Source organism: Dorea sp. D27, assembly GCF_001185345.1.
Taxonomy (GTDB): Bacteria; Bacillota; Clostridia; order Lachnospirales; family Lachnospiraceae; genus Extibacter.
Map to the genome: position 1 here is coordinate 811,260 of NZ_KQ236743.1, position 15,299 is coordinate 826,558.

19 protein-coding genes are annotated in these 15,299 nt (G+C 49.0%); 14 read left to right on the forward strand and 5 right to left on the reverse strand.

What is annotated here, in order from left to right:
• The first annotated feature begins 37 nt into the window (after positions 1 to 37).
• The 4 genes from HMPREF0980_RS03825 (at position 38) to HMPREF0980_RS03840 (ending at position 2,966) form a co-directional block, all read left to right on the forward strand.
• Positions 38 to 1,150: a substrate-binding domain-containing protein gene (locus HMPREF0980_RS03825; RefSeq protein WP_049727796.1), complete on the forward strand. Its 1,113-nt coding sequence runs from the start codon at positions 38 to 40 to the stop codon at positions 1,148 to 1,150.
• Between the two features lie 104 nt (positions 1,151 to 1,254).
• Positions 1,255 to 2,157, forward strand: a complete 903-nt coding sequence (lsrF, locus tag HMPREF0980_RS03830) for a 3-hydroxy-5-phosphonooxypentane-2,4-dione thiolase (RefSeq protein WP_049727797.1) — start codon at positions 1,255 to 1,257, stop codon at positions 2,155 to 2,157.
• Positions 2,154 to 2,525: a VOC family protein gene (locus HMPREF0980_RS03835; protein WP_049727798.1), complete on the forward strand. Its 372-nt coding sequence runs from the start codon at positions 2,154 to 2,156 to the stop codon at positions 2,523 to 2,525. The genes lsrF and HMPREF0980_RS03835 overlap by 4 nt, the downstream gene beginning before the upstream one ends.
• 6 nt (positions 2,526 to 2,531) lie before the next feature.
• Positions 2,532 to 2,966 (forward strand): RbsD/FucU family protein, encoded by a 435-nt coding sequence (locus tag HMPREF0980_RS03840; protein ID WP_049727799.1) that lies wholly within the window; start codon positions 2,532 to 2,534, stop codon positions 2,964 to 2,966.
• A 103-nt stretch (positions 2,967 to 3,069) separates the two neighbouring features.
• Here the strand turns inward: HMPREF0980_RS03840 and truA are convergent, their stop codons facing one another.
• On the reverse strand, positions 3,070 to 3,807 hold the full coding sequence (gene truA, locus HMPREF0980_RS03845) for a tRNA pseudouridine(38-40) synthase TruA (RefSeq protein WP_049727800.1): 738 nt from the start codon (positions 3,805 to 3,807) through the stop codon (positions 3,070 to 3,072).
• A 178-nt stretch (positions 3,808 to 3,985) separates the two neighbouring features.
• Between truA and HMPREF0980_RS03850 the strand changes: the two genes are divergently transcribed.
• Positions 3,986 to 4,477: a hypothetical protein gene (locus HMPREF0980_RS03850; protein ID WP_049727801.1), complete on the forward strand. Its 492-nt coding sequence runs from the start codon at positions 3,986 to 3,988 to the stop codon at positions 4,475 to 4,477.
• Positions 4,474 to 4,950 (forward strand): acyl-CoA thioesterase, encoded by a 477-nt coding sequence (locus HMPREF0980_RS03855; RefSeq protein WP_049727802.1) that lies wholly within the window; start codon positions 4,474 to 4,476, stop codon positions 4,948 to 4,950. The genes HMPREF0980_RS03850 and HMPREF0980_RS03855 overlap by 4 nt, the downstream gene beginning before the upstream one ends.
• Positions 4,951 to 5,038: 88 nt before the next feature.
• Here the strand turns inward: HMPREF0980_RS03855 and HMPREF0980_RS03860 are convergent, their stop codons facing one another.
• Together HMPREF0980_RS03860 and HMPREF0980_RS03865 are read right to left on the reverse strand one after the other, a co-directional pair.
• Complete coding sequence (locus HMPREF0980_RS03860) at positions 5,039 to 5,314, reverse strand: hypothetical protein (protein WP_049727803.1); 276 nt, start codon at positions 5,312 to 5,314, stop codon at positions 5,039 to 5,041.
• On the reverse strand, positions 5,307 to 5,819 hold the full coding sequence (locus HMPREF0980_RS03865; protein ID WP_049727804.1) for a hypothetical protein: 513 nt from the start codon (positions 5,817 to 5,819) through the stop codon (positions 5,307 to 5,309). The genes HMPREF0980_RS03860 and HMPREF0980_RS03865 overlap by 8 nt, the downstream gene beginning before the upstream one ends.
• A 127-nt stretch (positions 5,820 to 5,946) precedes the next feature.
• Here HMPREF0980_RS03865 and HMPREF0980_RS19090 point away from each other — a divergent pair, with 127 nt between their 5' ends.
• The 5 genes from HMPREF0980_RS19090 (at position 5,947) to HMPREF0980_RS03885 (ending at position 9,766) form a co-directional block, all read left to right on the forward strand.
• On the forward strand, positions 5,947 to 6,090 hold the full coding sequence (locus HMPREF0980_RS19090) for a hypothetical protein (RefSeq protein WP_198146159.1): 144 nt from the start codon (positions 5,947 to 5,949) through the stop codon (positions 6,088 to 6,090).
• 89 nt (positions 6,091 to 6,179) lie between these two features.
• Entirely contained in the window at positions 6,180 to 7,091 is a 912-nt protein-coding gene (locus tag HMPREF0980_RS03870; RefSeq protein WP_049727805.1) for a LysR family transcriptional regulator, read from the forward strand.
• A 137-nt stretch (positions 7,092 to 7,228) separates the two neighbouring features.
• Positions 7,229 to 8,266: a methionine ABC transporter ATP-binding protein gene (locus tag HMPREF0980_RS03875; protein WP_049727806.1), complete on the forward strand. Its 1,038-nt coding sequence runs from the start codon at positions 7,229 to 7,231 to the stop codon at positions 8,264 to 8,266.
• Positions 8,253 to 8,912: a methionine ABC transporter permease gene (locus HMPREF0980_RS03880; protein WP_049727807.1), complete on the forward strand. Its 660-nt coding sequence runs from the start codon at positions 8,253 to 8,255 to the stop codon at positions 8,910 to 8,912. The genes HMPREF0980_RS03875 and HMPREF0980_RS03880 overlap by 14 nt, the downstream gene beginning before the upstream one ends.
• 17 nt (positions 8,913 to 8,929) lie before the next feature.
• Positions 8,930 to 9,766 carry a MetQ/NlpA family ABC transporter substrate-binding protein gene (locus HMPREF0980_RS03885; protein WP_049727808.1) on the forward strand — a complete coding sequence of 279 codons (837 nt, stop codon included), beginning with the start codon at positions 8,930 to 8,932 and terminating at the stop codon, positions 9,764 to 9,766.
• A gap of 74 nt (positions 9,767 to 9,840) precedes the next feature.
• Here HMPREF0980_RS03885 and HMPREF0980_RS03890 read toward each other — a convergent pair whose 3' ends face one another.
• A complete protein-coding gene (locus tag HMPREF0980_RS03890; protein ID WP_049727809.1) occupies positions 9,841 to 10,110 on the reverse strand; it encodes a hypothetical protein in 270 nt (89 codons plus the stop codon).
• 75 nt (positions 10,111 to 10,185) lie between these two features.
• The gene (locus HMPREF0980_RS03895; RefSeq protein WP_049727810.1) at positions 10,186 to 10,824 is read right to left on the reverse strand and encodes a DnaJ domain-containing protein; all 639 of its coding nucleotides are present in this window, start codon (positions 10,822 to 10,824) and stop codon (positions 10,186 to 10,188) included.
• 162 nt (positions 10,825 to 10,986) lie between these two features.
• Between HMPREF0980_RS03895 and HMPREF0980_RS03900 the strand changes: the two genes are divergently transcribed.
• The 3 genes from HMPREF0980_RS03900 to ffh all read left to right on the forward strand — a co-directional run bounded on the left by HMPREF0980_RS03900 (position 10,987) and on the right by ffh (position 15,259).
• Positions 10,987 to 11,898, forward strand: coding sequence for a S8 family peptidase (locus HMPREF0980_RS03900; RefSeq protein WP_049727811.1), 912 nt, complete (start codon positions 10,987 to 10,989; stop codon positions 11,896 to 11,898).
• Between the two features lie 1,668 nt (positions 11,899 to 13,566).
• Positions 13,567 to 13,911, forward strand: a complete 345-nt coding sequence (gene ylxM, locus HMPREF0980_RS19885) for a YlxM family DNA-binding protein (RefSeq protein WP_198146197.1) — start codon at positions 13,567 to 13,569, stop codon at positions 13,909 to 13,911.
• Between the two features lies 1 nt (position 13,912).
• Positions 13,913 to 15,259 (forward strand): signal recognition particle protein, encoded by a 1,347-nt coding sequence (gene ffh / locus HMPREF0980_RS03910; protein WP_049727812.1) that lies wholly within the window; start codon positions 13,913 to 13,915, stop codon positions 15,257 to 15,259.
• The last annotated feature ends 40 nt before the right edge of the window (positions 15,260 to 15,299 follow it).

Below are 15,299 nucleotides of genomic sequence, written 5' to 3' on the forward strand. Positions count from 1 at the left end.
TGTTTATAATAATAAAAAATTAAAGGAGGACTAAAGAATGAAAAAGAAACTCATCAGCGCATTATTATGCGCAGCCATGATTGCTACTATGGTAGTTGGTTGTGGAAAATCCGGTTCTGACTCAGACAGCGGGGATTCAGGCGACAAGAAGAAATCAGGGGATGATCTCCAGATTGTATTCGTTCCTAAGGTGACAGGAAACTCGTTCTTTGAATCAGCAAACGACGGAGCACAGGAATTTGCCAAAAAAGTCGGCGGATTTGAAATCAAGTATGACGGCAGCGCTACAGCTGCAGTCGCAGACCAGGTTACTATCATCAACAATGCAATCAACCAGGGCGCTGACGGTATCGCGGTATCATCTGTAGACGCCACCGGCCTTGATGAAGTTATGAAGAAGGCGATGGATGCAGGACTGGCCGTAGTAACATGGGATTCCGACGTTTCTGCCGATGCGAGGCAGATTATGGTATCCCAGGGCTCGCCGGATATCCTTGGAGAGTTCTTGCTGCAGCTTTCCGAGAATGCTCTGAAGGCATCCGGACTTGATCCTGCAAAAGACGCGGTCAAATACTGCTGGCATTACTCGCAGGCAACCGTAACAGACCAGAACTCATGGCATGATGCGGCGGAGCGGATGATTGCTGAAAAGTATCCGAACTGGGAAAACGTAGCTCCTGACAATTATTACAGCGAACAGGATGCAGAAAAAGCAATCTCTGTCGGTGAATCCGTACTGACAGCACATGAAGACATCAACCTCGTCATCTGCTGTGACTCTACGGCACTTCCGGGACAGGCGCAGGCAGCACAGAACCTTGGAAAGACGACGAAAGATGTCGCGATTACAGGCTTTGCCACACCGAACGCCATGAAAGACTTCTGCACGGCGGGCGTAGTAAACAACTGGGGACTGTGGGATACAGGATTACAGGGATCCATCGCAAACTACATGGCTTACTATCTTGCATCAGGCAACAAAGTAACAATCGGCGACAAAGTAGATATCCCGGAAATCGGCGAAGTCGAAATCGTGAACAACAGCGAGATCACGGGAGACGAAGCTGACAACGTGGACGGTTCAGGAGTCGTATTCCTTCCAGAACGTGCTGAATTCAATGCAGACAATATGGATGATTATGATTTCTAGCCGATCCCATACATATCAGTGACATTTCATAGACATGCAAGTCCTTTTGCCATGCGCAGGGGGGCTTGCGTGTATTACGTAAAATCAGAAGGAGACGAAATATTATGGCAGATGTTGATGGATTAAAGGTAGCAAAAAATTATCATGTGGATGAACCGTTCGCTAAGAACGGCGGCTTTCACGTAAAAGGCATGCAGGACGTGGACTGGGGGATGAAGAAGCGCTTGTCAAAGATCTTCCAGCCAGAGAGCGGACATACGGTGATGCTTGCATTCGACCATGGATATTTTATGGGTTCTACGGCAGGGCTGGAGAGGCTCGACCTCGTGATACCTCCGCTCATGCCGTACGTAGATGTACTGATGGGCACAAGAGGCGCTATGCGCACATGTATCCCCGCAGATAATAGCAAAGGCATCGCGCTCAGGGTGAGCTGCGGCTCTTCCATGGTGGATGATGACTTGAGCCATGAAGTGATCGGCGTGAGCATCGAGGACGCTGTCAGGATGGACGCGAGCTGTATGGCAGTGCAGACATTCATAGGCGCGGACGGAGAAAAGGAAAGCCTTGACAATCTGTGCAGGACAGTAGACGCAGGACTTAAATATAATATACCTACCATGGGTGTCGTGGCGGTAGGCAAGCAGATGGAACGTACGAGCAGATTCTTCAAGCTTGCCACGAGAATTCTGCCCGAGCTTGGCGCTCATATCGTAAAGACGTATTACTGTGAAGATTTTGAAGAGATCGTATCAGCGTGTCCGGTGCCGATTGTCGTCGCGGGAGGCAAGAAGCTGCCGGAGGTTGAGGCGCTGACACTCTGCTATAAGGCGATAGCGGAAGGAGCTTCAGGAATGGATATGGGAAGGAATATCTTCCAGAGCAGCCATCCTGCAGTGATGGCCCAGGCTGTGAACATGATTGTCCACAAAGGGGCCACCGACAAAGAGGCATATGAATTCTATCTTGACATGAGCAGCCAGGAAAAGCAGGGAGACAGCTTATGATCAAGTTCAATCATTTTAACTTCAACGTACTCAATCTGGAGAAAAGCCTTGCTTTTTACAAAGAAGCACTGGACCTGGTCCCTGTGAAAGAGAAAAGGGATCCGGACGGTACGTTTGTACTCGTATATCTTGGAGACGGAAGCAGCGGCTTCACGCTGGAACTTACATGGCTTGCCGGGCGTGAAGAACCGTATAACCTGGGAGAAGGAGAATTTCATCTGGCATTTACGGTCGGCGACTTTGATAAAATGTATGAAAAGCATAAAGCTATGGGAGCCGTCTGCTATGAGAATAAGGAGATGGGTGTCTACTTTATCGCAGACCCGGACGGATACTGGATAGAGATTGTACCGGAAGAGGAGATGTAGAGCCTTATGTTAAAAGGAATACCTAAAATAATATCCCCTGAACTTCTGAAAGTATTAAGTGAGATGGGGCACGGGGACAGGCTCGTGATTGCAGATGGCAACTTTCCTGCACGGTCTGTCGGAAAGGAAAGCATCGTAGTACGGTGCGACGGACATACGGTCCCAGAGATTCTGGATGCCATATTGAAGCTGTTCCCGCTTGATAATTCTACGGACAAGCCGGTCACGCTCATGGAGGTGCCGGACGGAGAAGATGTTAAGACGCCAATCTGGGATATCTATAAAGTCATCATAGGAAAACATGATGAGCGCGGAGATGCCGTGGTTAATACGATAGAAAAGCCTGCGTTTATTAAGATGGCAAAGGAATCATATGCCATCGTCGCAACCGGCGAAGGGGCACTGTTTGCCAACATTATGCTGCAGAAGGGCGTCGTCTGACAAATCTGGGCATGAATGGCATGGGACGGGGATCACAGGGGACAGATACAAGGCTTAAGCCTTGTATCTGATAACCGGGTGTTCCACGTCCCTTTTGGCTTATTTAATAGGAAACCTCCTGCAGATACAGCCCCTTTGGGTCGCAGGGGACGCTGGCCGGCTTGGCGCCTGCAAAGATTTCTTCAATATCTTCTTTCTTGCGTGTCCCAAAGCCGATTTCCAGAAGCGTGCCGACGACGAGTCGTGCCATGTTGTGGAGGAAATCATCAGCATGTATGAGAATCTGCATTTCTTCCGTATCGCCGTACACTTCTATTTCAAATATTTCCTTTACGGTAGTCTTGTTTTTCTTTGCCGTGGAAAAGTTCTTGAAGTCATGCTTGCCGATGAACAGAAGGGCAGCCTGCTGCATGAGCTTCTTGTCCGGAATCTTAAAACAGTGGTATGTATATTTGCGGTCGAATACGCTCGGCACATCGTCAATCGTCATACGGTACACATAAGTCTTGGATGTGGCGTTAAGCTGCGCGTGGAAACGGTCCGGCACATCCTCTACGTTGGTGATGGCAATATCCATGGGAAGATACCGGTTCAGATAGTGCTTGATATCTAATATATCCATATCCGAATCAGTCTTAAAGTTGGCTACCTGCGCATATGCATGTACGCCTACCTCTGTCCGGCAGCCGCAGTTCAGCTCGATGATATACTCGCCTGTCATCTTGCGCAGCACTTCTATGATCTTATTCGATACCGTGTTGTTGGACTCCTCCTTGCCTAGGCGGCTCCAGCCCTGGTACCGGCTCCCGTCATATTCTATCGTCAGTCTGATGTTCCTCATATTCCTTCCGCTCCTTTATCATCTCTATATATGTAGTCTTGTAACCTATGCTGTTCATTCATATGTGTTGTATGTAATTCAGTACATGAAAAATCAGTTTAAGTATACCAGATCTTATGATATAATGAAAGGGCTTGGCAAGAAATTGTAGAAAGTTGCAGAAGAAAGGGGAATGCACATGGTACGCTCCATGGCAAAAGAAGAGCTCATACGTCATGGCTGCCTCTGGGCAGGCAATGTACGGGAGGCATTTGAAACATTTGAATCTGTGGTCATATGTGCGGACGACAGAGAGAAGATGACAGCATTTTTCAACAGGGTTCTTTCGGCAAATGAAGATGTCATTTATGCAGACTTTTATTATCCGGTGCTTGAAGAGGAGCAGAGACAGAAGTTCCTTTCAGGGCTTGACGGCCGGCAAATGGCTGTTCTGCGGAGGATGGAGACCGAGAGCGGACAGATATACTATCGTGCGGACAGAGAGATTATGGAGTTTCTTCTGGAGATTACAGTCGCAGGCTGGCTGTTCTCCACTTTTTATCTTGTTCATAAAAAAGCCTTGATCTGGGGAAACTATAATATGGAATTTCCGGTATTCTGTGAAAGCAGGGAGGTACTTTCCTGGTATACAGAACTTGCCGAGGAATGCGGATTGGAGTGTCATGAATGAAAGCTGAGAGCAGAAAAGTATCAGAATCAGTGGTCGAGACCGTCCATATGGTCAGGCCGAACCATCTGAATGCGGCGGGCCGTCTGTTCGGCGGCATGCTCATGCAGTGGATAGATGAAGTGGCGGGGCTGGTAGGCAAACGCCATACAAGAATGAATGTTATCACCGCATCGGTGGATAACCTGCGCTTCCTCCGGGGGGCATATCAGAGGGACGTGATCATCATTATCGGCAAGGTGACTTACGTAGGCAAGACTTCCATGGAAGTAAAGGTAGACAGCTATGTGGAATCGCTGAGCGGAGAACGCACGCCGATCAACCATGCGTTCTTCACCATGGTCGCGCTGGACGGCGAAGACCATCCGACGCCGGTTCCAAGGCTCATCCTGGAAAGCGACGAGGAAAGGGAAGAGTGGGAGAAAGCCAAGAAAAGAAGAGAAATCAGGATGATGCGGAAAGAAGAGGGCTTCTGATGAAGACAGGAGCCTGGCAATATACGCCCGGAGGGAGGCGGCGGATTTCCGCCATCTATCCCCTCCGGGCGTCAGCTTTGCAGCAGCCTTATTTCTTGATATATCCCATGACCATCTTCAGCATCTGGTCAATCTGATCTCTTTCCTGTTTTGATTTTCCTTCTTTGAGTATTTCTAGTATCAGTGTAATCTCATCTGGGGAGAACTGGATTCCCTTCTTGTTCGCATTCGTGATGAGCGCCATAAGTACCGGGGCCAGGTTCTTGCCTGATTTTCCTTCCGTCTGCTTAGCCGCCGTCTTGATCAGTTCAAGCTTCAGCGGGTCAAGGTCCTTCATGGCCGGATTGTTCATCCATTCATTCATATCTTTCTTCTCCTTCTTTTTTGGGGTTTTCGTTACTGTTATTATATGCCTGTGCCATGTCCGATTCGAACATATTGCTGTATGTCTGGAACATTTCCTGCTGTTCGGGGTCCATCATGCCCATCATCATGTCCATGGGATTGAAGCCGCCGGACGCACCGGCGCCGCTGTCCGCCGCCTGGGTGCTTTGGACCATTTCCATCATATTCATCATCATTTCCATCTGATCCATCATTTCTTTTTCTTCCGGGGCCATGTAAGGCTTGAGATCCTCGAACATCCCGAGAGGGGCGAAGCCATTCCCGGAGTTCCTTTGTGTGCCCCGCTCCGGAAAGCCGTGGAAATAATCCATCGTATAGCGGAATTCCAGAAATTTGATATATATGGCGAGAAACCTCTGGTTAGAAGAAGGAGTGTATGGAAGCATCAGCTTTAGTGTATATAGATAAGGAGGAGTCACCATATTGTCAAACGGAGTCATGGGTTTTGGAGGTCTACGTTCCATAAGCACTCCTTTTTATAACGTTGTAAATATATATGTGACTAAGAGTAGAAATATGAAAACGGGGAAAACTAATCTATATATTTTCCATATAATAACAATGAGCAGATGAACAGGAGGGATATGGCAGATGAACAGGAAATTGATTATTGACGGAAATGCAATCTATGAGATAGACGAGGACTGCATGTTGAAAAACAGGGTAAACGATGAGAAAGATAAAAAAGATGAGGAACGCGCGGAAAACCGGGATGACAGCGGCAGCAGAAAGTAATCTGGCCTGCTGCATTTGCACCTTCCGGCGATACGTGCTATATTTAGCCATGTAACACGTAACAAAAGCAGATACCGGGAGAAGCATCCATGACACTCACACAATTGAAATATGCCATTACCGTGGCAAATGCACGTTCCATAAACGAGGCGGCCAGAAAGCTGTTCATAACGCAGCCGAGCCTGTCTTCGGCAGTCAGGGAACTGGAGGAGGAAATCGGCGTCGACATCTTCCGCCGGACGAACCGGGGGATATCTGTCACGCCGGAAGGGGAAGAATTTATAGGCTATGCAAGGCAGGTCGTGGAACAATACGAACTTGTAGAATCCAAATATATCGCGAAAGAAAAGACGAAGAAAAAATTCAGCGTTTCCATGCAGCATTATACGTTCGCGGTGCATGCATTCGTAGAGATGGTTAAGCAGTTCGGGATGGACGAGTATGAGTTTGCCGTCCATGAGACGAAGACGTACGATGTCATTGAAGACGTGAAGAATTTCAGAAGCGAGATAGGCATCCTCTATGTCAATGACTTCAACCGCAATGTGCTGACGAAGCTGTTCCATGAATATAACCTGGAATTCCACGAGATACTCGTATGCGGCATCTATGTATTCATGTGGAAAGGGCATCCCCTCGCCGGCCGGAAGGAGATTGCGCTGGAGGAGCTGGAAGCGTATCCGTGCCTTTCGTTTGAACAGGGGAATTATAATTCGTTTTACTTCGCGGAAGAAGTGTTGAGCACATATGAATATAAGCGGCTCATCAAAGCAAATGACAGGGCCACGCTCCTGAACCTGATGGTGGGGCTGAACGGGTATACGCTCTGCTCCGGCATCATATGTGAAGAACTGTATGGTTCCGATTACTGCACTGTAAAGCTTCGGTCGGATGAGAAGATGTCCATAGGCTACCTGTCCAGGAAAGGCGTGAACATCAGCCCTCTCGGGCAGAAATATCTGGAAGAAATCGCGAAGTTCAGAGATAAATCACTTGGATAACAATAGAGTAGAACTTATAAGGACGGCTGGTTATAGAATTTGACTATAACCAGCTGTATTTTTTATGAATTAACACTTTTTCCGGCACGGTGATATAGTATCCATATCAACAAATCCAGCAAAAAAAGGGTGATGAGATGTCAGAGATAATGATAGAAAACGTGTGTAAAACATACCGTTCCAAAGACGGCAGGGTGGATGCGCTTAAGGAGGTAAGCCTGACGATTGAAGACGGTGATATATACGGCATCATCGGAATGTCCGGTGCAGGAAAGAGTACGCTTGTAAGGTGCATGAACTTCCTTGAGCGCCCGACAGAAGGAAGGGTTCTCATAAGAGGGCGGTCTCTCGCAAGCCTGTCCGAAAAAGAGCTTCGCAGGCAGAGGGAACGCGTTGGAATGATATTCCAGCACTATAACCTGCTCATGCAGAAGACCGTCCTGGAAAATGTATGTTTTCCGCTTTACATACAGGGAAAGAAAAAGAAAGAGGCCAGGTTACGGGCGGCTGAACTGCTCGAGCTGGTAGGGCTCGAAGAGCGGCAGAAAGCGTATCCTTCCCAGCTGTCGGGCGGGCAGAAGCAGAGGGTGGCCATCGCAAGGGCGCTTGCATCTGACCCTGAAATCCTGCTGTGCGATGAGGCGACTAGCGCACTGGATCCGCAGACGACCTCCTCTATACTGGAACTTTTGAAGGACATCAACGAAAGGTTTGGGATTACTATCGTAGTCATTACGCATCAGATGGCCGTCGTGAGAGAGATATGCACCCATGTCGCTGTCATGCAAGGAGGACAGATAGAAGAAGAGGGGAAGGTGGAAGACATCTTCGCGCATCCCAGGTCAGCGGCTGCCAGAGAGCTTATCCGCAGTGACAGAGGCGGGGGCACGATGGAAAGACAGAGATGGCAGGAAAAAGAAATCTGCAACGGCAGGCGGATAAGGATCGTCTTTTCAGATCATTCAGCCTTTGAACCGGTCATTGCCAATATGATTCTGACCTTCCAGGAGCCGGTCAACATATTGAGGGCGGATACGAGGAACATAGGCGGTGCCGCAAAGGGCGAGATGATTCTGGAATTCGCTCCTGGCAGCAGTAATATAGAAGCAATGAAAACATATATGTCCCACCGGGGACTTGAGACTGAGGAGGTGACGGAAGATGTGGAGCAGTGACATTTTGCTTATGATAGCAAAAGGAGTAAGAGAGACCCTGTATATGACTGTGCTGTCAGCCGGTGCAGGCTATCTGTTCGGCCTTCCTATGGGAGTGCTGATGGCAGTGACAGACAGGGAAGGCTTGAGGCCGAACCGGATACTGTACAAGGTGCTGGATGTGGCTGCCAATGTCGTGAGAAGCATCCCCTTCCTGATCCTGTTGATTCTGCTCATCCCATTTACCCGCGTAGTCGTGGGACAGAGCTACGGCTCAGCCGCGACCGTAGTGCCGCTTGTCGTCGCGGCGGTTCCGTTCATCGCCAGGATGGTGGAATCTTCCCTGAAGGAAGTGGATGCGGGGGTAATTGAGGCTGCCAGGGCCATGGGGGCAGGGAATATGCAGATTGTCAGAAAAGTTATGCTCGTGGAGGCGAGGACTTCCCTTATTACAGGCGCGACCATCGCCGCAGGTACGATTCTGGGATATTCTGCAATGGCGGGGACGATCGGAGGGGGAGGACTGGGCGATATAGCCATACGGTACGGATACTACCGCTATCAGACGGATATCATGTTCGTAACCGTTGTCCTGCTCGTCCTATTAGTTCAATTGTTTCAAACGGCAGGCATGTCATTTGCTTCCCGTTTTGATAAAAGAAAGTAGAAATGGAGGAAATAATCATGAAAAAGATAGTATCAGTTCTATTGACAGGAGTATTGGCGGCAGGGGTGCTTGCGGGCTGCGGCAAATCAAGCGACACCAATGCAGAGGCAAAGGGTCCGCAAGACAGGGCAATCAAAGTGGCAGCCTCCGCGACACCCCATGCCGAGATTCTGGAAGAGGCGAAAGGGATTCTCAAGGAGAAGGGTTATGACCTCGAAGTGACCGTGTTTGACGATTATGTACAGCCGAACGAAGTCGTTGAGAGTGGTGAATTTGACGCCAATTACTTCCAGCACGCGCCGTATCTTGAAAGCTTTAATAAAGAGAAGGGGACGCATCTGACCGCGGCGGGAGAGATACACTATGAGCCGTTCGGCATCTATCCGGGTACGAAGCAAAGCCTGGATGATATTAAAGATGGTGACAGCATAGCGGTGCCGAATGATACGACGAATGAAGCAAGAGCGCTGCTGCTTCTGCAGGATAATGGAATTATTAAGCTCAAAGATGGCGCGGGGCTCGAAGCTACGGTAAACGACATCACCGATAACCCATATCACGTGAAGATCGTCGAACTGGAAGCGGCACAGATCGCCAGGGTCGTGGAAGAGACTGCTTACGTCGTGCTTAACGGAAATTATGCACTGGAGGCCGGGTATTCAGTGGCAAAAGACGCGCTGGCTTATGAGACGCCGGATTCGGAAGCCGCCAGAACGTATGTCAATATCATCGCTGTCAAGAAGGGGGATGAAGGGAAAGAAGGGATTAAAACGCTGGTAGAAGTGCTCAAGTCCGATGACATCACGAAATATATAGAAGAGACATATGACGGGGCGGTCATCCCGTATGAATAGAGACAAGCACCTGCTCAAAAAAGAGGGCTGCCACCAAGTGTGACAGCCCTTTCCATATTCAATTAAACGTCAGATTAGCATCCACATCCGCAGTCGTTTCCGCAGCCGTTGCCACAGCCATTGCCGCCGAAGCCGCCACAGCAGCAGAGTAACAGGATGATCCAGATACAGCTGTCATTGCCGCATCCGCCGCCACAGCCATTGCCATTGCCGCCGAAGCCGCCGCAGCAGCACAGTAACAGGATGATCCAGATACAGCTATTGCCGCCAAATCCGCAGCCACAGTCTCCACCACATCTTGATTCACAACCACATCCGCAGTTTGTTGCACTTAAATCGCTCATAATTGAAAGCCTCCATATATGTTATTTACACTACATAATATGCGAGGGGTGCAGATGTGTGAAACAAAAGGATATTTAATATTTGATGAGCTTTCTGACCGAATGCTGGAATCTGTGCGACCTGCCCTGAAGCTTCAGCTTCTCGACGGGCGTCGCACTCCTCTTCACATATTCGTCGTACAACGTAAGCAGGTAGGCAATCGTGATGTTCCGGTTCTTATACCATGTAAACAGAAGCCAGTTCATGATGTCAGGATGCCAGTATTTTTCCGGTATAGCCGCGTCCTTGAGGATAAGGATATGCTTGAGCGCCTGCATGGAAAGCTGAGCCAGCCGGCTCGTCTCTTCCTTCTGACGGAACAGTTCATTGCTCTCCATGATAATTTCGTACAAGGCCCCGGCAGCCTTCCAATATGTAACGAAAGAATCTTCTTGCGTCTGTTCCTGTCCCGAATCATCTGCTTTCAGGTCAAATGTCTGCATGTCCTGCCTGCGGCCGCTGATGTCCCTGTCATATTCCGCGCGTCTGCCCGCATCGGACAACACCCCATATGCTTCCAGTATTTCCTGCATCTTGTCTGTCGTATCAATCCCGTTCTTGATGTTGGCGTCCGGATGATACTGCTTGGCCAGCATATTCTTGGCAGCAGTGATCTCTTCTTGTGTCGCCTTCGTTGAAACCCCTAATATATCATAGTAATTCTGATTTTCCACAATATCCTCCCCTTAAGCCATATATGGATATAGAATCTATTATATCTTACGACAAAATATGGAAGAAATCAATTTTAATTTATATTTGAATGTCTACTAAATTAGTTCCATAAGCCCATCAGGATAAATTGAATATCTTAATAGAAAAGGGTTAAAACAATCATGAAACATGTAAAGGATATGACAGATTATTGGTGTAAAGACACCATTACAGGAAAGTATACAGGAAAGAATGTTGGAATAGCGGTTCTGGATACCGGTATTGTACCACATCCGGACCTTAAAGATAGAATCAAAGGATTTAAAGACTGCGTGGGCGGCCGTGGACGGATGTATGATGATAATGGGCACGGGACCCATGTGACAGGTATACTTGGAGGAGATGGGAGGATGTCGCGGGGCGTCCATGCAGGGATGGCGCCGGGGGCGGACCTTTACAGCATCAAGGTGCTGGATGCCAGGGGGCAGGGGACGGTGGACGGTATACTGAGGGGCATGCAGTGGCTCCTAAAAAATTGGAATGCATACGGTATCCGGATTGTGAACATGTCCGTCGGCGCCAATCTGGAACTGGAAGATGAGAAGGGGAAGGAGCTGGAGCAGGCGGCTGAGGCTCTGTGGGATGCAGGGCTGATTGTGATTGCGTCGGCGGGGAACTATGGTCCCGGGGAAGGCACCGTGTCCGTGCCTGGAACGAGCAAGAAGATCATTACCGTAGGCTCTTCGGATATCATAGTATCGACAGGAGGAACACATACCAGCTACTATTCCGGCTGTGGCCCGACACATGAATGCGTCGTAAAGCCAGATGTAGTCGCTCCGGGCGACCAGATTATATCGTGTAACAGCAGGTTCGGCATAAAAAGACAGGGGCCTTATACGATCAAGAGCGGCAGTTCGATGGCCACACCGGTCGTATCGGGGGCAATCGCGCTTCTGCTGTCAAAGTACGGCGATATGTCCAATGTTGAGGTGAAGCTTAAGCTGCGCGAGAGCTGTGAGAGAATGGAAAAGAATCAGGGATGGGGAAGGATCAGAGTTCCGGAACTGTTGGACAGCATGCGCCTGTCATAAATTATTGTACCGTATATGCTGTTTCTGCCAGGAGCCATATGCTATAATAAGCGTATCACTGGTGGAAACCATACAGGGAAGGCGTGTGACAACATGTATGAATATGTACAGAAAGAGAAAAAGACAGGCAGGACTCGCATCCAGAATATCTCTAATCCGGTCATCCAGCGTTTTTTGATAGACAAAAAGGAATATAAAGATGAAAACAGTCTCTTTGCTGCGGCAATCGCCTGGCTGAAGTCTGTCGGCGTGCAAAAGTCTGATACGAAAAAGCTCAGAGTGGTAGTCCATAATATTTTCAATGGAGAGGATCTGACTGATGAGACAGAGTTTCATAATCTGATTGCCAGGGGTATGGGGCGGGAAGACCTGATTCACGTTACAGAGGATACGGAAGAAGAGCCGACAGATGGAAGGATGACAGCAGAGGAAGAGGAGGAGACGGAAGAGGAGATTGAAGAAGAGACAGAAGGAGAGTCCGGTGAAGACATGCTGCAGTACGGGACTATACAGATTGGAAAAAAGAGATACCCTTCTAATATGGTATTCAAGAGATATTCCGGTCCGGTCGTGACGCTGTACCGTTCCATGAGTGCGGAAGAATACAAGGAATTGTGCGGCGGATGTGTGGAGACAGGGCAGCCTCTCTTTTCGTTCGCGCCAGGAAGAAAGGGAGGGGAAAAGTATTTTGCGCCGAATCTCGCCTATCTGCTCGGCGGCTCCAGAAAGGGGAACAGAAGCATGCACGGAAAAGGGAAACGAGAGATTCTGGTCAAAGTGCTGCTTCTGCCGTCTGTTTCCGGGGAGCTGGTCTACAATCCGCAATACAGCGGATACGCTCAGGGCTCAGAAGAGCCTTTTATGAAAAAGCTTGGTATAAAACAGGTAAGAAGCAAGAGCGGACATCATATCGTCCTCAAACTGGAATCTCCGGAAGGAGGCGGCGGTATCTCGTTCAGCTCTCTGAATGTGGGTTTTAAATCCCCCCAATCGCTGGATCAGCTCGCTCGTTATATCGTAAGCATCCATGTTGTTGATATGGAACAACGTATTTCGGCGAAACGGCGTCTGCTGTCAGAAACGGTCAGTAGGCTTCCAATACTGACTGAGAAGGTCGTTGATGAGAGGATGGATATGCAGAATGAGAAAAAACAGCCTTTGGAGGACATGGATGAGACGGAGGATGCGCAGGAAGAGGAAGAAGAGCTGCCTCTGATGGAGATGCATGGCAACATATTTACGATAGACGGCAGAAGCTATGATATAGGCAGCAACCAGGTTGAAAGCGGACAGTGCCTCTGGAGGCTATTGTCAGATGAGGCCGGGATATCTGAGGAGATACTTGAGGCAGCGGCAGAAGCGTGTGATATCGGGTATATGGACTATGTCGATACAGAGGAGCTGGGAGCACTTGTCATGGAAATCAATAGGCGGATTCCCGCAGGGATGCGTATTCAGATAGCGCTGGACGTCTTTTACTATGACGGTCGTTACGATATGAAAAAAAAGCAGAACATATGGCAGCGGCGTAAGAACGCTTCATATCGGAGGCGTCTTTGCACCGGACGGGCAGGGACATTACGTGATGAAATTATAGATGCCGAAGGTGTCAAGAAAAAACACTTGACACCTTCGGCATTTTGTTATATGATATCACAGGTGAACAACATGAATGAAATATTAGAACAGGCTTTGCTTTATGATTTTTACGGAGAACTTCTGACAGAACATCAGAAAGAGATATATGAACAATTCGTGCTGGAAGATCTGTCGCTCGGAGAGATTGCCGCGGAGGCGGGCATCAGCAGACAAGGAGTGCACGACCTCGTCAAGCGGTGCGGCAGAACGCTGAAAGGGTATGAGGACAAGCTGCACCTTGTCGGGAAGTTCGTCAGCATCAAAGAGAAAGTAAAGCGGATAGATGAATTGCTGGACGGATATGAGGAGCGAAAGCCGCGGGAACTTGTGGCCGACATCCGGAAGATATCCGATGAGATTATAGAGGAGCTGTAGCATGGCATTTGATAGTTTGACGGAAAAACTGCAGAACATATTCAAGAACTTAAGAAGCAAAGGGCGATTGACAGAAGACGATGTAAAAGAGGCGCTGAAAGAGATCAAACGGGCACTGCTGGCAGCAGACGTCAATTTCAAGGTAGTCAAAGGATTCATTAGGAATGTTCAGGAAAGGGCCGTGGGCCAGGATGTCATGAATGGCCTGAATCCGGGACAGATGGTGATTAAAATCGTCAACGAAGAGCTGGTAAAGCTGATGGGTTCAGAGACGACGGAGATCAGGCTCCAGCCGGGAAGTGCCGTCACGGTCATCATGATGGCCGGCCTTCAGGGCGCTGGTAAGACGACGACGACTGCAAAGCTGGCAGGAAAGTATAAGCTTAAAGGAAAGAAGCCGCTGCTCGCCGCCTGTGACGTGTACCGTCCCGCTGCTATCAAGCAGCTGCAGGTGAACGGGGAAAAGCAGGGGGTGGATGTATTCTCCATGGGAGACAGCCACAAGCCGGCGGACATCGCGAAAGCCGCCGTTCTGCATGCGCAGAAGAATGGCAATAATATCGTGATTCTCGATACTGCGGGCCGTCTGCATATTGATGAGGACATGATGGCGGAGCTTCAGGAAATCAAGGCAGCAGTTGACGTGCATCAGACGATTCTTGTCATTGATGCTATGACCGGTCAGGACGCGGTCAATGTGGCTGCTGATTTCAATGATAAGATAGGAATTGACGGCGTCATCGTCACCAAACTTGACGGTGACACACGCGGCGGTGCCGCTCTGTCTGTAAAGGCAGTTACCGGCAAGCCGATACTATATGCAGGCATGGGGGAGAAACTGTCCGATCTGGAACAGTTCTATCCCGACAGGATGGCGTCACGTATCCTTGGTATGGGAGACGTGCTCACCCTGATTGAGAAGGCGGAAGCCGAGATAGATGAAGCAAAAGCGATAGAGATGAGCAGAAAGCTCAAGAAAGCCCAGTTTGATTTTGAGGATTATCTGGAGAGTACGAAGCAGATGAAGAACATGGGCGGCCTGGGAAATATCATGAACATGATGCCGGGGCTCGGCGGCATGGGAAAGATGAAGGGGCTTGACGATGAACAGGCAGCCCAGGCAGAGAAGAATATGGCGCGTATGGAGGCCATGATATATTCCATGACCCTGGAAGAGCGCCGTAATCCGGATCTTCTGAATCCTTCAAGAAAGCATCGAATTGCAAGAGGCGCTGGTGTGGACATCAGCGAAGTAAACCGTATGGTGAAGCAGTTTAATGAGATGAAGAAGATGATGAAGATGATGGGAAAAGGTGGTAAGAAAGGTAAGTTCCGGCTTCCTTTTTAACCTATAAATCATATGAAAGAGAAATAAGTGGAGGTGAAAC